Raw genomic sequence first — 23,028 nt, 5'->3', positions numbered from 1 at the left:
GCACCGATAAAGTATGGAGCAGACTCAACTTTAAATAACCGCCCATCCCACCCTATATTTCCTGCACAATAATATTATCTATAAGAACACGATCGTTTGTTCCGTTTAATAAAAACGAAATTTCAAAACTAATGGAGCTATCAATTTCAAGACGAAAGGTTTTCGAGAAATTACGCCAAGACGCCCCCGTAAAAAAACCCCCAAAAAGGTATTTGCGAGCCACCAAGGCTTGAAATTCAACAGTTGTTATATGATGCTCTGGCCTTAAATCGAAGGAAAATTCATACATCTTGCCCCTCTGCAGGTTCTTATATGACTTAATTAGCAGCCCCCGATATACAAGGTTACTTTTCTTAAGCGGCACAACTCCGCAACGATTTCCATCTATATCTAGGTAATCCCACGTAGCGTTGGAGATATACCACCCATTGGCATTATCAGACTCAAATGTCGTCAGATCATGAAACTTTCTAGCAACTACGTACTCCACCACTGGAAATCTAATGGCATCAGCTTCAGCTTTACTTGGACTGAAAGCCGTTTTTAACTCCACCTGCAGCTTGGTGCCATGTCCCAACCCCTCCAGATAACTACGAGCGATCCCTGGTTCGATCTTTCCTTCAGCGATCCAGGTCGGGTTGACAGCTGCACTGCCCGCACCGTTGTACACCGTCAGCGAATGATCAACGCCATTGTCCGTTTTCCCCTGCAGCCTCAACCAGACGGGGTAAGGCGCAGTGATAAACGGCCAGACACCAATTTGCCCTGTGGCATCGCCGGTAAACGTAGTCAAGTTCAGTACTTGAGTCGCCTCGTTAGCCTGATTGATCTTGAGCACCGTTTTGGCCAACTCAGCCTGGGGTATCGGCGTCACCGTCACCGTCAATACCTTGGACGAAATCACCTTGCCGTTGCGGGCCACTTCGTAATCAAGGGTGACCGTCTTGTTGGTATTACCGACGTTGGCGGCAATCGCGGCCTTGGTAATATCAAACGTGACCTTGCCCGTCGCTACCCCATTCTTGGCCGGGATCACCGGAGAACCCGCTCCGGCCGTGCCCACCATCGTCACCTTGATGCTGTCTGTGGTGTACATCGGTGTGTACTCCACCGACACCGTGCCACCGTTTTGTGCATCCAACGGCGCGAGCGTTACCGACGTACCGGTGCCACTTGCCTGGATCAACTTGGGAACAGGGAATTCTGCCGGGAGTGTATTGACGGTGTACTCCACCACCGGAAAACTGATGGCCTCGGCTTCAACCTTGCTAAGACTGACGGCGGCTTTGAGTTCCATCCTCAATTTTGTGCCATGGCCCAACCCATCAATGTAAGTGCGCAACAGCCGATATTCATAACGGCCTTGGGCAACCCAGTTCGGATTGACATACGAGCTGTTGATACTGAACAGCGTCAGGTCATGAGCAACATTAGCGGCTGTTCTACCAAAAAACTTCAACGAGACCGGATAAGGGGCGGTGATAAACGGCCAGGTGCCGACATGCGCCATCGCGTTGCCGACGAAGCTATCCAGGTCCAGCACCTTTGTCGCGCTATTGGCCTCGTTGAGCCTGATGACCGTCTTGGCCAGCTCCGATTGCGGTATCGGCCTCACGGTCACCGTCAAGGTTGCCGACGTGACCGAGACACCCGCACGGGTTACCACGTATTGGTATTTCACCGTGGTGGCCTGGTCACGAATATTCGCCGCTATCGCCGCCCTGGAAATATCGAACGCCACCTTCTGCAAGGTCTCATTGCCTGGCTTGGCCGGGATATCCGGCGAACCGCCATTGCCGGCGCCTACCATGCTGGCTTTGATCGAGTCGCCGTTGCGCATGCCCACGTAGCTCACCACCAATTGGGTGCCCTGTTGCACCTTAAGGGGTTCCAGGTCGGCGGTGTCGGGGCCGGTGGTTTGCGCTTCAAGCAAGGTCGGCGACGGCAGTTCGCCCACGCCACGGCTGATCAGCACCTCAGTGATCTGTGAGTAACGCGGCATCGCCTCATCAGCGCGTGTCAGCGTATAGAACACCGTCACCGACTCATCCAGGTTGTTCTCCACATAGTATTTTTCGATGTCGTGGGTGGTGGTGGCGCCATTCACGGCCACCTGCACCGGCACTTCGGTGCGGGCGCCCTGGCCAAGCCAGTACATGCGGATCCAGTCGCCGCGCAGTGTTTCGCCAAACGGTGCAAACACGGTGGCATAGGCGCCTACATCATCCGGATTCAACTGGCCGCTGACCGCCTTGTCGACAATCGGCTTGGGCATCGTACGCTTGATCTGACCCACCACGATCTGCAACCGCAGGGACTCCTGCGGGCGGCCGTCGGGCCGGGTGTGGGCATAAAACACGTCGGTCAGGTGGCCGTCAAAACGCAGCAGTTCCTCGCGGTATATCGTAAACAACAAATCCCCACCGGCCGTGGGCGGAATATCGTCGACTTCGCGGCCGATGCGATGCTCGATGGTGTTATCGGCGCTGCTGACCCGGAAGATGACTTCGATATAACCGTCCTTCGGCCAGCTCCCTTGAAGGGGGAAGCGTACGGTCGCGTTGACATCCGGCTCGATATGGCCGCCCAGGTCCTCGTCTATCGTCGGCGCCGGCCACCTGACGACTTGCCCCACGACGTCCAGATAGAGCTTTTCGGAAGGCTGTTGCACCGCGCCATTCTGATACAGGGCATGCACACTCGCGCGGCCTTCGGCAATCGCGCTCACCAGCGCGTTGGGAACCTCAAAGGTATAAAGGCCTGCTCTACTGAGTTCTTCGGTGTGCGTATAAGGGATCGAATTGCCTTCACTGTCCAAACCGGCCCAGATCAGCGTCACGTGGGAATAGGCGCTAGTCTCCTGGGAGGTGACCCAAATGGCCACTTCCACATCCCAACTGCCCAGCTCCGCGAGGTCGATTTTCGTACCGGTGTCTGGAAACTGCAGCCACGGCGCTTCGGGGCGCACTTCATTGAGGTGCACATCAATCAACGACACCGCCGACCAGCGCGCCCGCTCCTCCGGCAGATTGCCGCCCGCGTCCCGCACCTGGTAAGCCACGCGCGTCAGCGGGTTATTGCCCGCGGCGCTGATAGTGGCGTAGTCGACGGTCAAGGTGATATCACGGCCCACTTCGCCGGGCTGGACCCGGTGCTGAACCACTTGCGAGCCCCAGGCCAGAGTGATCAGGTCATAAGCGCGCATGTTTAGCCAGTAGCGAATGATGATCTTGACACCCGCCAGTGCCTGCTCCTGATTGACGCCATGCAGCACAACATCCGGTGGGACCTGATACGCCAGCCCCTGGTGGCCGGGCAGACTGTCTTTGTCTTCGCCACCGGGGCGAGTCAGGCTGACCCGTAACTTGATTTCTTCGGTGAATGACTCATTGCCGCTTCTGCGCCTCAGCATGGCACATACATCGTTGACCAAGTACGGGACGATATGGTGCGCGGGAACAGTCAGCGGGATCAGGTCAAGGTTTTCCTCGCCTTCGCGAATCGGCGTAGAGGCCACGGGAATATTACGATTGCCCCAGAACAGTGAGGCAACACTGCCCGGAGTGACGCCATCTTTGGGGTTGATCAGGTAGACCACCAACGGCACCTCGGTATGCCGCAGGCCGATACCGCCATGCGCCCCTTCGATATCACCATCAATGGCCGGTTCCATCAGCGGAACAACGATGGGCGGCAGGAGGGGGTTAAGTGTTTTGTTCTTGGGCATGGCGAGAATCCTCACGGTCGTGCGCTGTTGGCTTACCACTATCAAACGCCTGAAATCGCGGCGTGCCTACTGTCAGAATTAACAGGTAGTGCAGGATGCCCCTGGCATCGGCACCTGTTAATTCTGACAGTAGCCAATGCCCGGATTCAGGCGTTTGATAGCGCCAACAGCACACTTCGCAGGAACAGGAGAACAGCCATGCCAGCCAAAAAAAACCAGACATCCGTGCCTGCGACCAAGCCAGCAGCGACAGAGGGAAAGACCAAAACCAAAGCCTCTGCCAAACAGAAGGTTCCGGCCCCATCACACACCATCATGACGCTGGAGGAAAAGAAGGCGCCCAAGTACCTCGACCGGCTTTACATTCCCGGCATGAGTGAGAACGTCAAAGGCTACGACGCTGGCGTCCCGAAGTGGTTGTTTGAGTCGGGCATGACGATTCAGGTAGACAAAGGCTGGGCCGCGGCCCCCGGCGATGTCATCACGGTCGGTAAACTACTCGACGACGGCACCGTGTCGGTACTCGCCACCAAGCAGCTCAAACCTGGCGAGGAGCTGAACAACGCCTACTTTTTCGCCGCCGAACAGAAGGACCTTCCCGACGGCCCGTATGCCCTGGTGTATGTGGTCCACTATGCCGGAGGCACGGACTACGACAGGTCTTACCCGCTGCTGACGCTGGTCAAGACCGACCTTCCCGCTGGTGACGACGACGACGGCCCTACAGTACCCGGGCATTCAGGACTGAAATTCAGCGTATCCGAGACGGTCATCGTCCCAGGCAACGCCAGCAAAGGCGTCACTATCACGCTCCAGCCGCCCCCAAACACCAACCCAACCGATGAAGTCGATCTTCACTGGGGATCGGTGATCAAGACGCAAAACATTGCGGGGGCTCTCAAGCCCACAGTGATCCTGGTGACCTATGCGGATTTGCTTGAAGCCGGCGACAGTGATCTTCGGTACGTCTGGCTGGAGGTGCGGGACCTGGTGGGGAATGTCTCGACGCCCGGCTCGGCCAGCGTGGAGGTCTCGGTGAACCTGGGCCAGCACCTGACGGATGGCCCCGTCATTGTCAATGGCGGGCCACCTGGCTATATCGACCTTGAAGTCGTGGGGGAAAACCCCCTGGAGCTGCAGGTTCGCACGCCGTCTAGCGTGGGCGCTGTGGGTGATATTTATGATGTAATGTTCCGCATCTACCCACCTAAAGGTGGCGTCAAAATCATTCACAAATTTGTCGAGATCCGGCGAGGTGGCCAGGTCTATTCAGTGTTCATCGATTACCTGGATGTACGGATGGCCGCTGAAGGCCGGGTGGAGACCAGCTTCGTATTGAGAAAGTCCGGCCCGCCCTACGAGGTGTACTCCAAGAAAACCAGCGCCGAGGTCAGAGGCTCAGTGGTTCGCCTGGAGCCACCGGACCTTGAGGGCTACCCAGACGATCACATCGGTAACGACCCGGCGCATGTCATCGCACGCTGCCCCTACTATGCCTGGCGGCAACCCACCGACGAGATTCTGTGGATCTTTCGACTTGTAAAAGGGTTGAACGAGGTGATCCTCCATACCGAGACACAAGTCGTCGGCCAATCCTGGCCCGTCGGTGCGCCGGTCAAGCAGGTGTTTTACTGGGAACAATTGCGCCAGTTCAAAGGCTACAGCTTCGAGTTCTATTACGTGATCTCAAGCAGCTTCACCCGCGCGCGCGCAATAGACCTGAATGAATCCTTGCGTCGGATATTGACCATCAGCTAGATACGTCAAACCCCAAGGCACTCTCGCGAGTGGCTTGGGGTTTGAGTCGCTCGACAATCAGTTTTGAATCTTGTGATCCAGCGCCGCATAAAAGTTGGCACTCTGTTGCAGGTATTTCTGGGTATAGGCCGTGACATTGGATTTTTTGCCGGTAACTTCCACGCTGGCAGCGGCAGGCAATGCCACCGTGGCGGAAACAGCAGAAGCAGCAATGATCGAGAAGAGATTGAAATTCATGGCGGTAACCCTTGTGTTCGTTTGGTTGGGTGGCCTGGGAAGGCCTTGGAACCCAACTTACGCCCGAGGGTTGAACCTTAGAAATGCTTTGAAACAGTAGCCGTTATCACTGCGATTAATACAAAGGCTCAGGCCCCGCAGTGCGGGGCCTGTGGCTTATTGACGCACCAGGAACTTGAGGTCACTGGGGGCATCAATCGGCAATTTCTGCACGGTTTTACCCAGCAGGCCGGTCTTGGGGTCGCGCTCGACGACGACAATTTCATTGCTTTTCTGGTTGGCGATCAGCAGGAATTTGCCGCTAGGGTCGAGGCTGAACTCACGCGGATGGTCGCCTCGACAGAGCGGCGCTGGATTTCCTTGAGGTGCGCGGTGGCCGGGTCGATGCTGAACACCAGCATCTGATTGGCCGTGCCACGGTTGCTCACGTACAGGAATTTGCCGTCGTTTGACGCATGCAACGCCGCACCGGCTTTGTCGGACACCGGTTGGCCGGCGGCATAGTCGAGCAACTGGGTTTGCGTCAGCTTGCCGTCGTTGTAATCGAACACGGCTACCTGGGCGCTCATCTCAGTGGTCAGCCAGGCGTGCTTGCCGTCCGCGCTGAACAGCAAGTGACGCGGGCCGCTGCCCGGTGGCAACTGCACCGACGCCGGGTCGGCCGCCGTCAGTGGCAGCTCATGATTGGCCTTGGGGTCATAGCGGTAGGCAAACACCTTGTCCGCCCCCAGGTCCTGCACAAATACATACTTGCCGTCCGGCGAAGACACCACCGAATGCACATGATTGGACGCCTGGCGCTCCGGGTTCACACGGCTGGCCGGGTGCCCGCTCAACTGCACCGGTGCCGACAGCTTGCCGCTGGCATCCACCGGCAGGATCGCGAGGCTGCCACCCGGGTCTTCCACCACCGAGTAGTTGGCGACGAACAGGTAGCGCCCATCGGCGGCCAGACTGGAATGGGTCGGCTCATTGCCCAGGCTCTGCACCTGGTTGATCAGGGTCAACTGGTGGTTCTGGGGGTCGATGCTATAGCTGCTGACACGCCCCACCGGGTCTGCCTGGCCGGGGCCGTTTTCATTGACCACAAACAACTGCTTCTGGTCTTTGGAGATCGTCAGCCAGGAAGGGTTGGCGGTTTTCGCCGCCAGCACCGGCTTGCCGCTGAACTGCCCGGTGCTACTGTCGAATCGCAGGCGGTAGATCCCTTCACTGGTGCCGGCCGTATAGCTGCCGACCAACAGTTCATGGATATCGGCCGGTGCGGCCTGCACCGACATCGCACCGACACTGCCTGCCATCAGCAGGGGCCAGAATTTACGCATCATCTGCTTCGTCCTCGTCGTTATTGTTGTCGCCCTGGATGGCGCTCAAGCAGACCAGACGGTGTTCACCGTCGTCGTTGATCAGCAACCAGCTTTGCAAGCTCTCGTCAAAGGTAGCCGCCTCCAACTGTTCTGGACTGAAGGTCCAGCGCTTGAGTTCCCGGCCATCCATGCTTTGGATCTGCAGTTGCTGATCAAGCTCGAAGTCAAAGGCGTGCAGCCCATTGATGATCAGCATATCGCTGGTAGCAAGGACGCGAGTCAGGGTGTCGGCAGTCATGGCAGTCAATCATTTTGGGGAAAGCCGCAATGATAGCCCAGGCTGTAACCTAGAAGTTGAACACTGCGGTGATGCTATCGCAGCATAGGTATCTACAACTTCGGTACGACGCTAAACTTGTGGCGAGGGAGCTTGCTCCCGTGACGGCCTGACAGCCAACGCCCGCCTACCTGACGCCCCCACGATCAAACTGTGGGAGCTGGCTTGCCTGCGATGGCGGCCTCACAGTCGACACCGTAATACCGAGTACATATCCATTCCTGCGGTAACGGATATGTACGCGCTCTGATCCAACATCCCAGTTGGCTGCCAGGCCGTCTTCGCAGGCAAGCCAGCTCCCATACAAGCCCGCTCCCGCCTTTTGGGAGCAGGATCAATGTGCGAACAACGAGTTGCCCTTCTGCCCTGCCAGCTTTTCAGGCTTGATCAGGAATCGCGCCAGCGCCGGCAACAGCCACAGCGCGCCGAACATGTTCCACAGCAGCATGAAGGTCAGCATCAGGCCCATGTCGGCCTGGAACTTGATGGCCGAGAAGATCCAGGTGCACACGCCGATGGCCAGGCACAAGCCGGTGAACAGTACGGCCTTACCGGTGGACTTCAACGTCTGGTAATACGCCTCTTGCAACGGCAAGCCAGCGCGCAGGAAGCTTTCCAGACGGCTGTAGATGTAGATGCCGTAGTCCACGCCAATCCCCACACCCAGGGCTACCACCGGCAAGGTTGCGACCTTGACGCCAATGCCCATGAACGCCATCAGTGCGTTACCCAGTACCGAGGTCAGCACCAGCGGCAGCACGATGCACAGAGTCGCCGCCCAAGAGCGGAAGGTGATCATGCACATGGTCGCCACGCACAGGTACACCAGGATCAGGATGATCAGTTCCGACTCCTTGATCACCTCGTTGGTGGCCGCTTCGATCCCGGCATTACCCGCTGCGAGGATGAATTCCAGGCCGTCCTTGTTGTTTTCCTTGGCGAAGTCCTGCACCGCATGCACCGCGCGGTCGAGGGTTTCGGCCTTGTGGTCATTGAGGAACACCAGCACGGGCGCCAGGGAGCAATTGTTGTTGTACAAGCCGTCGGCACGGGCGATGGAGTTGTTCAGCACATCCGGGTTGCGCGACAGGGTTTCCCATTTCAGGTTGCCTTCGTTCATGCCCTTGATCATTTGCTTGGACACGGTCACCAACGAGATCGCCGACTGCACGCCCTCGGTGTTCTGCATCTTCCACATCAACTGGTCGATGGGCGCCATGGCTTCATAGCGCGAGCAGCCTTCGGCCTTGGTCTTGACCATCACCACCAGCACGTCGGAGCTGGTGGAGTAATTGCTGATGATGAAGTTGTTGTCCTTGTTGTAGCGCGAATCCGGGCGCAGTTCCGGTGCGCCTTGGTCCAGATCGCCAATCTTCAGGTTCTGGCTGTACCAGAGGCCGCCACCAAAGGCGATCAACGCCAGGAACACCGAAACCGGCGCCACTTTCGGGCTGGCAAATTTGGACAACAGGCGCCAGAAGCTATGTTCGCGGTTCGCGTCTTTCTTGCTCTTGGCGATGGCGCGCTTGCTGATGCCCACGTAGGAAATCGCGACCGGCAGCAGGATCAGGTTAGTGAACACGATCACCGCCACGCCGATGGACGCGCCGATAGCCAGTTCGCGGATCACGCCGATGTCGATGATCAGCAGCGTGATGAAGCCCACCGCATCCGCCAGAATGGCGATCATCCCCGGCAGGAACAGTTGCCGGAAGGTGCGCCGCGCGGCGGTCAGCGCGTTGTCTGCCTCGCTGGATTGCAGGGCAATACCGTTGATCTTCTGCACGCCATGGGAAATGCCGATGGCGAAGATCAGGAACGGCACCAGCATTGAATACGGGTCCAGTCCGAAACCGAAGAAGTGCATCAACCCCAGTTGCCAGACCACCGCCACCAATGTCGTGCTCAACACCGCAATGGTGCTGCGCAGGCAGTTGGTGAACCACAGCAGCAGAATCAGGGTGATGACGAACGCAACGCCGAAGAACAGCACCACCATCACCAGGCCATCGATCAGGTCGCCGACCTTTTTGGCAAAGCCGACAATATGAATCTTGACGTTGGGGTTCTGGGTTTCGAACTTGTCGCGGATCTTGTCTTCGAGTTCATGGGAGAACTTGCGGTAGTCCAGGGCCAGCAACTTGCCCTGGTCTTGCGGGTCCGGGTAGGACTCCAACAGCGGGATATCAACGATGCTCGACTTGAAATCATTGGCCACCAGCCGCCCGACCTGGCCGGACTTGAGCACGTTATTGCGCAACTGGTCGAGGCTCTGCGGCGAACCATTGTAGCTCTGCGGGATCACCTCCCCGCCGGCAAACCCTTCTTCGGTCACCTCGGTCCAGCGCACGCTGGGGCTCCACAGCGACTTGAGGCCCGAGCGGTCCACACCGGAGATGTAGAACACCTCGTCGTGGATCTGGCGCAGGGTCTCCATGTACTCCTTGGTGAAGATGTCCCCGTCCTTGGCTTCCACCGAAATACGCACGGTATTGCCCAGGTTGGCCAAATCGTTGCGGTGCTCCATCATTTTTTCGATGAAGGGGTGCTTGAGCGGGATCATCTTTTCAAAGCTGGTGGACGGGCGAATCAAGGTCGCCTGCCAGAACAGGAAGAGGCTCACCAGCAGGCAGATGACGATCACCGCCGGGCGATTGTTGAAGATCAGACGCTCAAGAAAGGTCGCTTTATCGTTGTGATGACTGCTCATTGAATCCCCGCCTTCTTATTATTGTGAGAGCTCTGCGCCGGCCGATGTGGCAACCCGCACGCCACCCTGCCCCGCGAGGATCAAATTGCCATTGCCGGCCGCCGTGACCGCCGAGAGTGAAATACGGTCCGGGCGATTGAACACACTGAAGGTCTGGCCGTCGTCATGACTGACCACCACGCTGCCGCCGTTGCCGACCACAACAATGGAACCGTCCTCCAGCAAGGTCGCCCCCGACAGGCCAAACTCCAACGCGCCACGCGCTGCGTTCAATTGGACCTGTTCCCAAGTGCTGCCGAAATCGGTGGAGCGGTAGAGGTTGCCGCGCAACCCATACGCCAGCAGGGTTTGCGGCTGTGCGGTGCTGATCACGCCAAACAGCGAACCCTCGTAGGGGCCTTCGAGTTTTTCCCAGGTCTGGCCGTCGTCGCTGGAGCGAAACATGCTGCCTTGCTCACCGACGATAAACAGGCCGGCGCCCTTGACCTGGGCGATGGCGTTGAGGTGGTACTGGTCTTCGTTGTCGAGACGCTCGCTCACATCGTTCCAGGTTTTGCCGGCGTCGGTGGTCTCGATCAACGCACCGTAGGCGCCCACGGCCAGGCCGTGGTTGGCGTCGTTGAACCACACATCGAGCAACGGCGCTTCGCGTTTGAGGTCTTGATATTGCTGGGTCCACGTGGCGCCGCCATCGGTACTGGCAAGAATCTGCGCATCGTGGCCGACGGCCCAACCGTGCTGATCATCAACGAAAAACACCGCCGTGAGCAGTTGCCGGGTGGGTACTTTGGCTTGGGCCCAGGTGTTGCCCTGGTCATCGGAATAAAGGATATGCCCCCGATCACCGACCGCCACCAGGCGCTTGCCCGCGTGAACCACGTCGATCATCAAGCCTTTGGCGGCCTTGGGGGATTCAATTGCAAAGACTGCGGCGGCGGAGGTATCGCTGGCGGCCAGAACCGGCAGCGACAATACGCTGCCAGCAAGCAGCGAGAGCGCTGTGGCCAGCAACGCAACCCTGCGTGCGGCGCGTGGGCGGCAAACAACCCAACCCATGACAGGCTCACTCATAGACCTTTCTCCCATTTATTATTGTTAGGTCGTCTTCTCTGCCAGGACCTTGAAACCTGCAATCTAGAGCGCCTGGAGGAAGCAGGAGCCATCCTATCGGGCTTTGGAATCGTCTGACAATCGGCGCTACGTTATCTTTTGTTAACTGGCGGCGTTTGACCATGTGCTGAATATAGCTGCATCAGCTGAAATGATGAGCTGACTGCGATCAAGGTAAATGAATTTTTATTCCATCTATTGAATTTAATGAATTTTTATTCCATTAATAGCCTTCCCTGAAAACAATAATCCAAAGGACCACGACGATGCGTGAACTCGGAATCGGCTTGATCGGCACAGGCTTCATGGGCCGCGCCCACGCGCTGGCGTTCAACAACGCTCGGGCGGTATTTGAACTGCCTGTGCAGCTCAAGCTGGCCGCCCTGGCCGATGCCGACACTGAACGCGCCCAGCGTTGCGCCAGCGCCTGGGGGTTTGCTCAGGCCCATGGTGACTGGCAAGCGCTGGTCAACGACCCCAAGGTCGACGTCGTGGCCATCACCACCCCCAACCATTTGCATTACCCCATGGCCATGGCCGCGATTGCGGCGGGCAAAGCCGTGTATTGCGAGAAACCCCTGGCCGTGAGCCTCGAACAAGCCGACGCCATGCGCCGCGCCGCCCATACCGCCGGGGTGGTGACGCGTGTCGGCTATAACTACCAGCACAACCCCATGATCGTGCTGGCCCGGCAGATGATTGCCCAGGGCGAATTGGGCCAGATCATCAGTTTCCAAGGTGAGTTCAGCGAAGACTTCATGGCGGACCCGGCCTCCCCTTGGTCGTGGCGCTGCGAAGTGGAGCATGCTGGCGGCGCCCTGGCTGACCTGGGCAGCCATTTGCTGTCAATGGCCCGCTACCTGGTGGGCGACGTGACCCATGTCTGTGCCGATACCCAGACCGTACACAGCCAACGCCCCGCCACTGCCGGCAGCCCAACCTCAAAAGCCATCGCCGTGGATGACCAGGTGCACGCCCTGCTGCGCTTCGCCAACGGTGCACGCGGCACGGTGAGCAGCAGCTGGCTCAAGCACGGTTACAAAAACCACCTGTGCTTTGAGATAAGCGGGACCAAAGGCACCTTGGCGTTTGACCAGGAACGCTTAAATGAACTGCGCCTGCACCGCGTCGGCCAAGACGGCTTTCAACGCGTGTTGGCAGGCCCTGCGCTGCCCGGCTATGCGGCATTCAGCCCGGCGGCGGGGCATCAGTTGGGCTACAACGAGTTGAAGACGCTGGAGGTGCAGGAGTTGATCATGGCGCTGGCCGGCCAAGGGGCCCAGGGCACGGACTTTGAAGCGGCGTGGGAGGTGGAGCGATTGGCGACGGCGATTCGAGTGGCCGCCCTTGAGGAACGCTGGGTGAAAGTGGGCACGGTTTAAAAAGTGGGAGCGGGCTTGCTCGCGAATACGCTGTGTCAGTCGGCACCCTCAGTGCCTGAACCGCCGCTTTCGCGAGCAAGCCCGCTCCCACATTTGGTCATCTGAACCATTCAATCAGCGCAAGGCCCGACGCAGCACTTTGCCCACCGTGGTCTTGGGCAATTCCGTGGTGCGAAACTCCACATACTTTGGCAGCTTGTACCCCGTCAGGTACTCCCGGCAGTGCGCAAGAATCTGCTCCTGGGTCAGGGTCGGGTCCTTGCGCACGACGATGATCTTGACCTTCTCCCCGGTCACTGGGTCTTCGACCCCAATGGCCGCCACTTCAGCAACCCCAGGGTGCATGGCCACCACGTCCTCGATTTCATTGGGGTACACGTTGAAGCCCGAGACCAGGATCATGTCCTTCTTGCGGTCCACCAGGCGGATATACCCGCGTGCGTCCATCACGCCGATGTCCCCGGTGGACAGCCAGCCCTCGGCATCCAGCACCTCGGCGGTTTCCTTCGGCCGTTGCCAGTAGCCCTGCATCACTTGCGGGCCACGTACTTGCAACTCGCCCTGCTCGCCGATATCCGCCAGTTCGCCGTCTTCGCGTACGAAGCGCACCCAGGTAGAGGGCAATGGCACGCCAATGCTGCCGGTGAATTCCATCTCGCGCATGCGGGAAATATCAATAGGGCTGATGCTCACCACGGGCGAACATTCGGTCAGCCCGTAGCCTTCGATGATCGGCAGCCCGGTCACCTCCTTCCAGCGCTTGGCCACGGCGGTGTGGGTGGCCATGCCGCCAGCAATCACCAGGCGCAAATCGGAAAAGTCCCGCGCACAGAACTCCTTGTTCTCCAGCAACCCATTGAACAGCGTGTTCACCCCGGCAATGCCATTGAAGCGTTCCTTGCGCAGGATCATTTGCACGCGCTTCACGTCCCGAGGGTTGGCGATGAGGATATTGCGCCCGCCCAGACACATGAACATCAGGCAGTTCACCGTCAGTGAGAAGATGTGGTACAGCGGCAACAAGGTCACGTTGGTTTCCTGCTTGTGCTGGTCCAACTGGTCACCGACCCAGGCCTTGGCTTGCAGCAGGTTGGCGATGATATTGCGATGGCTGAGCATCACGCCCTTGGCATCGCCGGTGGTGCCGCCGGTGTATTGCAGGAAGGCCAGTTCATCGCGATGCAGGCTGACCGGTAAATGGTGCATGGCCCTGCCCTGTTTGAGCACCTGGTTGAAACGCAGCGAACCGGGCAGCCTGAAGGCCGGTACCTGTTTCTGCACGCTGCGCAGGATGAAGTTCATTGCCGCGCCCTTGAAGGTGCCCAGCAAGTCGCCAATGGCCGCGACCACCACTCGCTTGACGCTGCTGCCCACCATGGCTTTTTCCAGGGTATGCGCGAAATTTTCGAAGATCACCACGGTTTCGGCGCCACTGTCCTTGAGCAGGTGCTTGAGTTCGTGGGCGGTATACAACGGGTTGACGTTGACCACTACCGCCCCGGCCAGGATCGTGCCCAGCAGGCAGATCGGATACTGCAAGCAGTTGGGCATCATCAGGGCCACGCGGTCGCCCTTCTTCACGCCCTGGTCCTGCAGCCAGGCGGCAAAGGCAATGCCCTGGGTGCGCCAATCGGCATAGGTCATTTCGGTGCCGATGCTGACGTAGGCCACCCGCTCACGGAATTTTTCCAGGTGCTCCAGGAACACTTCGCGCAACGACGGGTAGTCCTCGATCCCAGCCTCTATATCCGCCGGCACGCCGGGCAGGTATGTGTTCAACCAGATGCGTTCGGTTTGTTCCAGGCTGATAGCGTTCATCGCAGTGTCCTTATTGTTGTTTTTGATAGGGCTACTTTTCGACGATGGCGGTGATTCCCAACCCACCCGCCGCGCAGATCGAAATCAGGCCGCGACCGCCACCGCGTTCATGGATGGCCTTGGCCAGCGCCGCCAGTTGCCGGCCACCGGTGGCCGCAAAGGGATGGCCGCAGCCCAGTGAGCCGCCGTTGACGTTCATTTTGGCCCGGTCAATGGTGCCCAGGGGGGCGTCAAGCCCGAGTCGCTCGCGGCAATACTGCGGGTCTTCCCACGCCTTGAGCGTGCACAACACCTGGGCGGCGAACGCTTCGTGGACCTCGAAGAAATCGAAGTCGGCAAAACTCAAGCCTTCACGCGCAAGCATGCGTGGCACGGCGTAAGCCGGCGCCATCAGCAGGCCCTCGGTGCCGTCGACAAAATTTACCGCAGCCGTTTCGCCGGTGCGCAAGTAGGCCAACACCGGCCAGCCATTGGCGGCGGCCCATTCTTCACTGGCCAGCAGCACCACCGAGGCGCCATCTGTCAGGGGCGTGGAGTTGCCAGCGGTGAGCGTGCCGTTCTGGCGGTCGAAGGCCGGCGACAAGCCGGCGAGCTTTTCCAGGCTGATATCGGCACGCAGGTTGTTGTCACGGGCCAAGCCGCGATGGGGGCTGATCAGGTCGTCGAAGAAGCCGCGTTTATAAGCCGCATCCAGGCGCTGGTGGCTGGTGAGGGTCAGCTCGTCCTGGGCCAGGCGCTTGATCTGCCAGCGCTTGGCCATTTCTTCGCAGTGCTCGCCCATGGACAGGCCGGTGCGCGGCTCGCCATTGCGCGGCAGCAACGGTTTAAACAGCATCGATGGGCGTACTTTCATCAAGGCCTTGAGCTTGCCGCCCAGGCTTTTGGCGCGATTGGCCGCAAGCAAGGTATGGCGCAAGGATTCGTTGATGCCAATGGGCGCGTCGGAGGTGGTGTCGGCACCACCGGCAACGCCCACTTCGATCTGGCCGAGGGCGATTTTATTGGCCACCAGCAGCGCGGCTTCAAGCCCTGTGCCACAGGCTTGTTGCACATCATAGGCAGGGGTTTGCGCAGACAACGTGGTGGACAACAGCGCCTCGCGGGCCAGGTTGAAATCCCGCGAATGCTTGATCACCGCTCCGGCGGCAAACTCACCCAGGCGTTGGCCGTGCAGGTTGTAGCGCTCCACCAATCCTTGCAGGGCGGCGACCAGCAGGTCCTGGTTACTGTCGTGGGCATACACCGTGTTGGAGCGCGCAAATGGAATACGGTTGCCGCCGATAATCGCCACGCGGCGGGTCGGGGCTGGGGTAAAACTGTAGTCACTCATTGCTGGCTCTCTTTCCAAATGAATAGCCCGCGCATATGGGGCTTGTCCCCGGCGAAATTGCGCACTTCGAACTCGCGTCGTGGCCCGCTCACGGGGTGGCCCCACAGAGCGACCTGGCCGGGCAGGAAGATCGGCAATTTGAAGTCGCAATGGGCCTCGGCCTGGTCCAGGCCACCGGGCGGTTGTTGCGCTGCCAATGCGCGGCCCAGGGTCCACATGCCATGGGCGATGGCGCGACGAAAGCCGAACAGCCTGGCACCGATGACCGACGTGTGAATGGGATTGAAATCCCCCGAGACCTTGGCAAAGCGTCGCCCCAGGTCGGCGGGCAGTACCCAGCGCTGGGTGCGTAACAGACCGTCTTCCTGCAGTGGCAGAGGGTCATTCCAGGGTTCGCCCACCGGATTGCTGACGTCACGGCGCAAATACAGACTGTCGCTTTCCCACACCAGGGTTTCCTGGCTGTAGGCACGGGTGGCGATACTCAAGGCCTGCCCTTTCGGATGGGCCACCCAGCGCTCGCAATACACCTCCAGGCGCAGCGCCTGGCCCTCGTGCAAGCGTTGGTGCTGACGAATGCGATTGGCCAGGTGCACCATGCCACTGGCCGGGTACGGGAAGCTTGGCCGGGTCAGCAGCATGAGGTGCAGGGGGAACGCCAGCACATGGGGATAGGACAATGGCACGCCCTGTTCGCGACGAAAGCCACACGCCCGTGCGTAAGCGGCGATACCGGCCGGCGAAAGCTCCACCGCGCTGCGCACCAGGCGCGCTGTGGGCAATGGCGGCGCACCGTCTAACTTGGGTTTGCGCAAGGCGCGCAGGCCGTCGAGCAACAACTGCGTGCGCGACGGCGGTGGGTCGATAATCTGCGTCACGTAGTCCATCGGTCAGGCTCCCAACAGGCTTTGGCCGCACACCCGCACCACCTGGCCATTGACGCCGCCCGACGCCGGATGCGCCAGCCAGGCAATGGTCTCGGCCACGTCGATGGGTTGCCCGCCCTGGGACAACGAATTCATGCGCCGCCCCGCTTCGCGGATCATCAGCGGGATCTTCGCGGTCATCTGGGTCTCGATAAAGCCGGGCGCCACTGCATTCACGGTGACCTGCCGGGCTGCCGCGCGCGGTGCCAGGCCCTGTACCAGGCCGATCACACCGGCCTTGGACGTGGCGTAGTTGCTCTGCCCCAGGTTGCCGGCGATACCGGAAATCGACGACACGCACACAATGCGCCCACTAGGGTTCAAACCCTGACTGTCGAGCAAGGCCTCACTGAGCTGCCACGGCGCTTCGAGATTGACCGCCAGCACACTGCGCCAGGCGCCCTCGGTCATTTTGGCGATGGTCTTGTCGCGGGTGATCCCGGCGTTGTGCACCACCACATCAAAGGCGCCATATTGGCTGACGTGGGTTTGCAACAGTGCGGCGGTGTCGGCGGCGGTAATATCCAGAGGCAACGCCGAACCGCCCACGCTGGTCGCCGCCTGCTGCAAGGCTTCCTGGGCCTGAGGCACGTCCACACACACCACATGGGCACCGTCCCGCGCCAGCACCTGGGCAATCGCCAGGCCGATGCCACGGGAGGCGCCGGTGACCAGGGCGCGTTTGCCGGCAAAGGGTTTGTCCCAGTTGATGGCGGCATGGCCATCGACCGGTTTTTCCAGGCGCACCACCTGCCCCGAGACATAGGCGGAACGGCGCGACAGGAAAAACCCCAGGCTGCTGTCCAGCGCGTCTTCCGCGCCCGGCGCCACGTACAGCAGTTGCACGGTGATCGCGCGGCGCAGCTCCTTGGCCAGCGAACGCACCAAGCCTTCAAGGGCGCGTTGGGCGATGGCCTGGGGCAAGTCGTCGCAATGTTCGGGTGCCGTGCCGAGTACCACCACCCGGCCATGCTGGCCGAGGCGCTTGGCATTGCTGTGAAAGAACAGGTAAAGCTCATCCAACTGTTGCAGGTCGGTCACGCCGCTGGCGTCGAACACCGCGCCTTGCACCTTGACCGTGGACGGTGCCTTGAGCGTCGCCGGGCTCGCGGCGACGGTGTCGGTGGCGCTGAACACGCGCTGCACCGAGGCCACCAGGCGCCCTGCCCCGGCGATGATCACAGGATTAGCCAGGCCGGCCTGGCCGCTGCGATGCCGTTGCAGGGGCAAGGGTTGCGGCAAGCCGACCGCCTGGGCCAGACGCCGGCCCCAGGGGGAATTGACGAACGAAAGGTAGCTGTCACTCATGGTAAGCACTCACTCACACCACATACTTGCCTTGTAAACCCGATCGAATGTGGGAGCTGGCTTGCCTGCGATGCCCGCGATTCGGTGTGTCAGTCAAACCGAGGTGATGCCATCGCAGGCAAGCCAGCTCCCACAGGTGGACCGGGTTTTCTCTTAATTGACCGGGACGCTGCGCCGTTTGGCCACCGGCTCGAGCGCCTGCTTACGCTGCTGCAGAGCCTCCAGCAAACCAAAGTCCTGGGGAAAGTCGTCCACCTGGATACCGTGGTCGGCGTATTCCACATAGCGCGCCAGCAAGGCGTCTTCGTCGTCGCTGATCAAATCCAGCGCCCGCGCCTTCACGCGCCAATCGGTGAAGGCCGTGGCAGAAATCGGCAGCGGGCCGAGCAGACCTTGCTTGATGGCGGGCTTTAGCCGCGCCTCGATCAGCTCCACTTGGGGCAGCAAACGGAAACCCAATTCGCCGTAGGCCAGCTTGTCGACTTCCGGACGTGGGATGTAGGAGTTGGCCAGCAAACGGTCGCGGGTCTCGCCAGGGGTCTGCACCACCTCCGCCACCTGCGCCAACAGGCGGTCCGACGGTTTGCGCAGCGGGATGCCAAACGGAAAGCTCAAGGCGCGCACTACTGCTGCTGCGGGTTTTGAAGGGTAGTTGTCGAGCACTTCGGCCAAGGCCTCGTGGGCGCGCAACAAGGCGTCCTGGGCCGCCCAGTGCACCAGCGGCAAGTCCGCCTGGGGCCTGCCGTCATCCTCGAAGCGCTTGAGCACGCAAGACAGGATGTACAGCTGCGACAAAATATCCCCCAGGCGCCCGGTAATACTTTCCTTGCGCTTGAGGGCACCGCCCAGCACGCCCATGGAAACATCCGAGATAAGCGCCAGCACCACCGACAGCCGATTGGCCTGGCGATAGTAGGCAGCCAGCGCCGGGTCGGTCTTGGCCGGGGCCGCAATCAGGCGCCCGCCGGTCAGGGCATGCACCGCTGCGCGTACGGTGTTGGCCACGACAAAACTCACATGGCCAAACATTGCGCTGTCGAAGTCTTCCAGGGCCTTGCGCCGGTCGGGGTTGTGCGCCGCCTCCATCTCGCGGAACACGTAGGGATGGCAACGAATCAAGCCCTGGCCAAAGATGATCAGACAGCGGGTCATGATGTTCGCGCCCTCCACCGTAATGGCGATGGGACTTTGCTGGTAGGCACGGGCGAGGAAGTTATTGGGGCCCATGCAGATGCCTTTGCCGGCGACGATGTCCATGCCGTCGTTGACGATGATGCGCGCCCGCTCTGTGACGTGGTACTTGGCAATGGCCGAGATCACCGACGGTTTCTCACCGGCGTCCAGGGACGCCACCGACACCTTGCGCACCGCATCACAGGCATACAGATGCCCGGCCATGCGCGCCAGCGGCGCCTGTACACCTTCGAACTTGCCGATGGGCAGGCCGAATTGCTTGCGCATCGCCGCATAGGCTGTGGTACCGCGCACCGCCACTTTACCCAGGCCGACGTTGGCCGAAGGCAGGGAAATTGCCCGACCTGCCGCCAGGCACTCCATCAACATGCGCCAGCCGTTGCCGATTTGTTCGCGGCCACCGATCACCCACTCCAAGGGAATGAACACATCCTTGCCGGTGGTAGGACCATTCTGGAATACCGCATTCAACGGCCAGTGACGCCGGCCGCTGTTCACCCCTGGATGGGAGGTGGGGATCAACGCACAGGTAATGCCCAGGGAACCTGGCGCGCCAAGCAAGCCCTGCGGGTCTTCGGCGCGGAACGCCAGGCCCAGCACCGTGGCAATCGGGCCGAGGGTGATGTAGCGCTTGTCCCAGGTCACTTTGAAACCCAGTACTTCCTCGCCCTCATGCATGCCTTTGCAGACAATGCCCAGGTCGGGGATCGCGCCTGCATCGGAGCCGGCATACGGGCTGGTCAGGGCGAAACACGGAATGTCGTCACCGCGTGCCAGGCGCGGCAGGTAGTAGTTGCGCTGGGCGTCGGTGCCGTAATGCAGCAGCAACTCGGCCGGGCCCAGGGAGTTGGGGACCATCACCGAAATCGCTGCCGCCGAGCAGCGTGTCGACAGTTTCATCACCACCTGGGAATGGGCGTAGTGGGAGAAGCCTTTGCCGCCGTACTGCTTGGGAATGATCATGCCGAGGAACCCGGCATCCTTGGTGTACTGCCAGCCCTCGGGGGACATGTCCTGCCAGACTTGCGTGGTTTCCCAGTCGTTGGCGATGTCGCACAGGGTTTCGACTTCGTTGTCGAGGAAGGCTTGCTCCTCCGCGCTCAGGCTGGCCGGCGCGGCTTGCAGCAGACGCTGCCAGTCGGGCTTGCCGCTGAACAGCTCGGCATCCCACCACACGGTGCCGGACTCGATGGCCGCACGCTCGGTATCGGACATCGCCGGCATGATCGTGCGAAACAGGCCCAGAGCCTTGGTGGTCAACAGTTTGCGGCGCAGGGGTTTGATCGCCAGCACCAAGGCGGGCAGCACCACCAGCACTGCCGCCACGGCAATGCTCGGCACGGCCACTGCGTTGGACAGGTAACCCACCACCAACCAGACCAGGCCAGCGCCCAGCCACAAAGTAGCGGCGGCTTGTCGATACGCCAGGGCAATCGCGGCGGCGAGACCCACCAATAACCAGATAAGCATGGGGATACCTCTACTTGATTCAGGGTGTGGCAAACGCATGAGCAGCTCGACATGAACTGCGGCTAAAAATCACACTACAAACTTCAAAGCGTAAATTCAAATTTTGTTTTGAAATTTTTATTTAATCGCTGGGCGAAAAAATAGCGGCTGAACAGGCCCGCCTCGGTCGTCATGATTGGATAGGATCAATCAGGGTCGCCTATGCGACCCCGCTTCCAGCCTTCAAGCCAACTTGCGCTCGCACTGGATCAGAACGCGTAAGTCGCTGAGAGACTGACTACTTCGCCTTTGGCATCGGCTTTTCCATCGAGCGTGGCCCCACCCAGGCGATCCTGGTTGTGGGTTCTGAGCTTGGCTTTCTCAACGAATTGCCGCGAGTAGGCACCGTCGATACTCAAACCTGGAATAGCGCGAATGTTGTAGCCAAACCCCAGGGAGGCGAAAATCCGGTCACCGTCTGGGATACGTGGGTCACGTGTGGAATTGCGCGTGGGCGTCTGGTCGGTTGCGACACCCGCACGGAAGGTAAAGTCGTCGGTGAATTTGTAGTCACCGCCGAGCGACACCATCCAGGCGTCCTTGTAGTTGTAGGGAATCGACACGATCTGCGTCCCCTCTGACTTCAATGTCAACGCCTTGAACGAGGACCATTGGGTCCAGGTGACGCTGGCGCCCAGCGTGAGGCGATCGTTGAACTGATGGACCCAGTCGATGGAAGCGTTGGCTGGCACATCCAGTTGCGTTGACGCCTTGGCACCATTGACGTTGAGGTCCAGCCCCGGGTATGCCAAGGCTGGCAGGCCACCTTCGATAAGTGACTTGTTGGCCTCGTCAGCATAAATGCTGTACTTGCCTTCCAGTTTGTTCTTGATCTTCGCGTGATAATTCAAGCCCAGGGTATCGAATTCGGTGGGTTTCCAGACCACGCCCGCAAACCAGCCGACCGAGGTGTTATCCACCTTGACCCGCATCAGCGATGAGCCCACTCCCGAGGGGAACGGTATGCCGATTTCAGGTGACAACGCTGCTGCGGAATACAAGTCGAGATTCTGGCTTACAAAGCCTTTGGTGTGCTGGACAATCGCGCCGGCCCCCACCGAAAACTCATCATTGACCTTGAACGACAAGGAGCCTGTCACCCCTACCGTTTCAATGCGCGTATCGACGGCAAAGTCGCGACCGATCCAGTCGTCATCCCAGGTCGTGCGTGCGCCCATCGGCACCACTTGGCTGAGCCCGAACGCAAAACGGTCGTTGATCGGTATCACCATGAAGCCGGTGGGTAGCCAAGCGGTGAAGCCGCCTTGCCCGCCATCGCCGGTGCGCGGCGTGGAACTTAAGTCCGTTGGGTCGACGGACACAGGCGCGTTGCCTGCGTAATCCTTCGCCGTGCCCTTGTATTTGACATTGATACGAGCGTAATCGACGGTAAATTGGGAGATCGTGTGATCAATGAATGCCATGCCGGCCGGGTTGTTGTAAGCCGCGGAGGGGTCATTCTGGAACAGTGAGCCACCGCCGAAGGCACGCCCCCATCCTGGAGCACCAAAGGTCGGCGTCGAAAAACCGCCGGCGTGTGCGTGTCCCGTTGCCGTGATCAGGCCGCCAAGAATCGCCAGGCTCAATAACGTGCGTGCCTGCTGTTTCTTATTATTCATGCTCCACTCCTTATTGTTTTTATCCTCCAGGATCGGTTTTCCCGACCTGGGTTCCCGCAGCCAGTGCCTCTTGCGAGGCACTGGTGTTTTCAACGTGTGATCATCACGTCATCCACTCACGGCACTTACGGGGTCACGGTAAAGGCCGGGCTTGGGGTGGCGGTTAGAGCGGTAATTTTGCAGGAGCCAACCGTTTGGGCGCTGGGTACAGTCAGGGTATTGGTGGAGTTTTTGAAGCCGACATTGATGGTCACTGGCGAGGTGGAGCAGTTGTTGAGAATTTTGAAGTTCACACCTGAAACCGTACCGTTGAAGGCATCAGGACCGCCACTTGCCACGTTCAATGTCCATGGCAAGCCCAGCAACTGAGGGACACTACAGAGCGCGTTGGAACCGCTGACCTGCGCGCCGGTAATCGAGGCACTCGCCCCGTTGGCGGCGACCGAGCCAGTAAATACGATGTTGCACGTCACCGGCAGGTTCAACGAAGCGGGCGACGTTACCGTGATGGACCCCGCAGTGGTGAATCCCTGGCCGGCAGGCGCAATAGTTGCCGCATTGGCCATTGAAACAGCGCCAAAGCACAGAGCAAACGAAGTTGCACAAACGAGGGTTTTCAAGCTTTTCATTGGGCGGTTGCAGAAGCTGAGTGCAACACGGTTATTGATTTGAAGCTGGAGCATGATGCCGCATAGCCATGGCTTCCTGCATCACCTCGCCCATGACTTCGATCGGGCACTTGAAATCGAAGCGTTT

General features: G+C 59.7%; 14 protein-coding genes and 1 pseudogene. 2 read left to right on the top strand and 13 right to left on the bottom strand.

Features of this window, described 5'->3' with window-relative positions; genetic code table 11:
* Positions 1 to 52: 52 nt before the first annotated feature.
* Positions 53 to 3,727, bottom strand: coding sequence for a hypothetical protein (locus JJD66_RS25620; protein WP_200649324.1), 3,675 nt, complete (start codon positions 3,725 to 3,727; stop codon positions 53 to 55).
* A gap of 198 nt (positions 3,728 to 3,925) precedes the next feature.
* Between JJD66_RS25620 and JJD66_RS25615 the strand changes: the two genes are divergently transcribed.
* The gene (locus tag JJD66_RS25615) at positions 3,926 to 5,485 is read left to right on the top strand and encodes a hypothetical protein (protein ID WP_200649323.1); all 1,560 of its coding nucleotides are present in this window, start codon (positions 3,926 to 3,928) and stop codon (positions 5,483 to 5,485) included.
* Positions 5,486 to 5,542: 57 nt separating this feature from the next.
* Here the strand turns inward: JJD66_RS25615 and JJD66_RS25610 are convergent, their stop codons facing one another.
* From JJD66_RS25610 to JJD66_RS25590, 5 genes and pseudogenes are all read right to left on the bottom strand, one after another.
* A complete protein-coding gene (locus tag JJD66_RS25610) occupies positions 5,543 to 5,722 on the bottom strand; it encodes a hypothetical protein (RefSeq protein WP_034126032.1) in 180 nt (59 codons plus the stop codon).
* Between the two features lie 156 nt (positions 5,723 to 5,878).
* Positions 5,879 to 7,050, bottom strand: a pseudogene (locus JJD66_RS25605) (lactonase family protein).
* The gene (locus tag JJD66_RS25600; RefSeq protein ID WP_014718303.1) at positions 7,040 to 7,327 is read right to left on the bottom strand and encodes a DUF5629 family protein; all 288 of its coding nucleotides are present in this window, start codon (positions 7,325 to 7,327) and stop codon (positions 7,040 to 7,042) included. The pseudogene JJD66_RS25605 and the gene JJD66_RS25600 overlap by 11 nt, the downstream one beginning before the upstream one ends.
* A gap of 373 nt (positions 7,328 to 7,700) precedes the next feature.
* On the bottom strand, positions 7,701 to 10,076 hold the full coding sequence (locus tag JJD66_RS25595; RefSeq protein WP_057974813.1) for an efflux RND transporter permease subunit: 2,376 nt from the start codon (positions 10,074 to 10,076) through the stop codon (positions 7,701 to 7,703).
* Positions 10,077 to 10,094: 18 nt separating this feature from the next.
* Positions 10,095 to 11,132: a WD40/YVTN/BNR-like repeat-containing protein gene (locus JJD66_RS25590; protein ID WP_105227020.1), complete on the bottom strand. Its 1,038-nt coding sequence runs from the start codon at positions 11,130 to 11,132 to the stop codon at positions 10,095 to 10,097.
* A 320-nt stretch (positions 11,133 to 11,452) separates the two neighbouring features.
* On the opposite strand from JJD66_RS25590, the gene JJD66_RS25585 reads away from it, so the two are divergent.
* On the top strand, positions 11,453 to 12,568 hold the full coding sequence (locus JJD66_RS25585) for a Gfo/Idh/MocA family protein (protein ID WP_198716587.1): 1,116 nt from the start codon (positions 11,453 to 11,455) through the stop codon (positions 12,566 to 12,568).
* 114 nt (positions 12,569 to 12,682) lie between these two features.
* On the opposite strand, the gene JJD66_RS25580 is transcribed toward JJD66_RS25585, so the two are convergent.
* The 7 genes from JJD66_RS25580 to praB form a co-directional block, all read right to left on the bottom strand.
* Positions 12,683 to 14,386 (bottom strand): AMP-binding protein, encoded by a 1,704-nt coding sequence (locus JJD66_RS25580; protein ID WP_200649322.1) that lies wholly within the window; start codon positions 14,384 to 14,386, stop codon positions 12,683 to 12,685.
* A gap of 31 nt (positions 14,387 to 14,417) precedes the next feature.
* A complete protein-coding gene (locus JJD66_RS25575; protein WP_105227022.1) occupies positions 14,418 to 15,716 on the bottom strand; it encodes an acetyl-CoA C-acetyltransferase in 1,299 nt (432 codons plus the stop codon).
* Positions 15,713 to 16,603 (bottom strand): MaoC/PaaZ C-terminal domain-containing protein, encoded by an 891-nt coding sequence (locus tag JJD66_RS25570; protein WP_200649321.1) that lies wholly within the window; start codon positions 16,601 to 16,603, stop codon positions 15,713 to 15,715. The genes JJD66_RS25575 and JJD66_RS25570 overlap by 4 nt, the downstream gene beginning before the upstream one ends.
* A gap of 3 nt (positions 16,604 to 16,606) precedes the next feature.
* A complete protein-coding gene (locus JJD66_RS25565; RefSeq protein ID WP_200649320.1) occupies positions 16,607 to 17,950 on the bottom strand; it encodes a 3-oxoacyl-ACP reductase in 1,344 nt (447 codons plus the stop codon).
* Positions 17,951 to 18,103: 153 nt separating this feature from the next.
* The gene (locus JJD66_RS25560) at positions 18,104 to 20,614 is read right to left on the bottom strand and encodes an acyl-CoA dehydrogenase (protein ID WP_200649319.1); all 2,511 of its coding nucleotides are present in this window, start codon (positions 20,612 to 20,614) and stop codon (positions 18,104 to 18,106) included.
* 248 nt (positions 20,615 to 20,862) lie between these two features.
* A complete protein-coding gene (locus tag JJD66_RS25555; protein ID WP_200649318.1) occupies positions 20,863 to 22,272 on the bottom strand; it encodes an outer membrane protein transport protein in 1,410 nt (469 codons plus the stop codon).
* A 125-nt stretch (positions 22,273 to 22,397) separates the two neighbouring features.
* Positions 22,398 to 22,901: an alkane oxidation protein activator PraB gene (praB, locus tag JJD66_RS25550; protein ID WP_200649330.1), complete on the bottom strand. Its 504-nt coding sequence runs from the start codon at positions 22,899 to 22,901 to the stop codon at positions 22,398 to 22,400.
* Positions 22,902 to 23,028 lie beyond the last annotated feature (127 nt).

The sequence above is a fragment of the Pseudomonas sp. MF6751 genome (assembly GCF_016613265.1).
GTDB classification, from domain to species: domain Bacteria; phylum Pseudomonadota; class Gammaproteobacteria; order Pseudomonadales; family Pseudomonadaceae; genus Aquipseudomonas; species Aquipseudomonas fluorescens_BV.
Note: the sequence above shows the minus strand (reverse complement) of the source record. Positions and strands in the feature narration are given on the sequence as shown.

What these genes read in the sequence shown, in the direction of transcription:
- JJD66_RS25580 (WP_200649322.1), bottom strand. Translation starts at nt 14,386, where the DNA reads ATGAACGCTATCAGCCTGGAACAAACCGAACGCATCTGGTTGAACACA.
- praB (WP_200649330.1), bottom strand. Translation starts at nt 22,901, where the DNA reads ATGAAAAGCTTGAAAACCCTCGTTTGTGCAACTTCGTTTGCTCTGTGC.
- JJD66_RS25570 (WP_200649321.1), bottom strand. Translation starts at nt 16,603, where the DNA reads ATGGACTACGTGACGCAGATTATCGACCCACCGCCGTCGCGCACGCAG.
- JJD66_RS25600 (WP_014718303.1), bottom strand. Translation starts at nt 7,327, where the DNA reads ATGACTGCCGACACCCTGACTCGCGTCCTTGCTACCAGCGATATGCTG.
- JJD66_RS25585 (WP_198716587.1), top strand. Translation starts at nt 11,453, where the DNA reads ATGCGTGAACTCGGAATCGGCTTGATCGGCACAGGCTTCATGGGCCGC.
- JJD66_RS25615 (WP_200649323.1), top strand. Translation starts at nt 3,926, where the DNA reads ATGCCAGCCAAAAAAAACCAGACATCCGTGCCTGCGACCAAGCCAGCA.
- JJD66_RS25565 (WP_200649320.1), bottom strand. Translation starts at nt 17,950, where the DNA reads ATGAGTGACAGCTACCTTTCGTTCGTCAATTCCCCCTGGGGCCGGCGT.
- JJD66_RS25595 (WP_057974813.1), bottom strand. Translation starts at nt 10,076, where the DNA reads ATGAGCAGTCATCACAACGATAAAGCGACCTTTCTTGAGCGTCTGATC.
- JJD66_RS25610 (WP_034126032.1), bottom strand. Translation starts at nt 5,722, where the DNA reads ATGAATTTCAATCTCTTCTCGATCATTGCTGCTTCTGCTGTTTCCGCC.
- JJD66_RS25575 (WP_105227022.1), bottom strand. Translation starts at nt 15,716, where the DNA reads ATGAGTGACTACAGTTTTACCCCAGCCCCGACCCGCCGCGTGGCGATT.
- JJD66_RS25620 (WP_200649324.1), bottom strand. Translation starts at nt 3,727, where the DNA reads ATGCCCAAGAACAAAACACTTAACCCCCTCCTGCCGCCCATCGTTGTT.
- JJD66_RS25555 (WP_200649318.1), bottom strand. Translation starts at nt 22,272, where the DNA reads ATGAATAATAAGAAACAGCAGGCACGCACGTTATTGAGCCTGGCGATT.
- JJD66_RS25590 (WP_105227020.1), bottom strand. Translation starts at nt 11,132, where the DNA reads ATGGGTTGGGTTGTTTGCCGCCCACGCGCCGCACGCAGGGTTGCGTTG.
- JJD66_RS25560 (WP_200649319.1), bottom strand. Translation starts at nt 20,614, where the DNA reads ATGCTTATCTGGTTATTGGTGGGTCTCGCCGCCGCGATTGCCCTGGCG.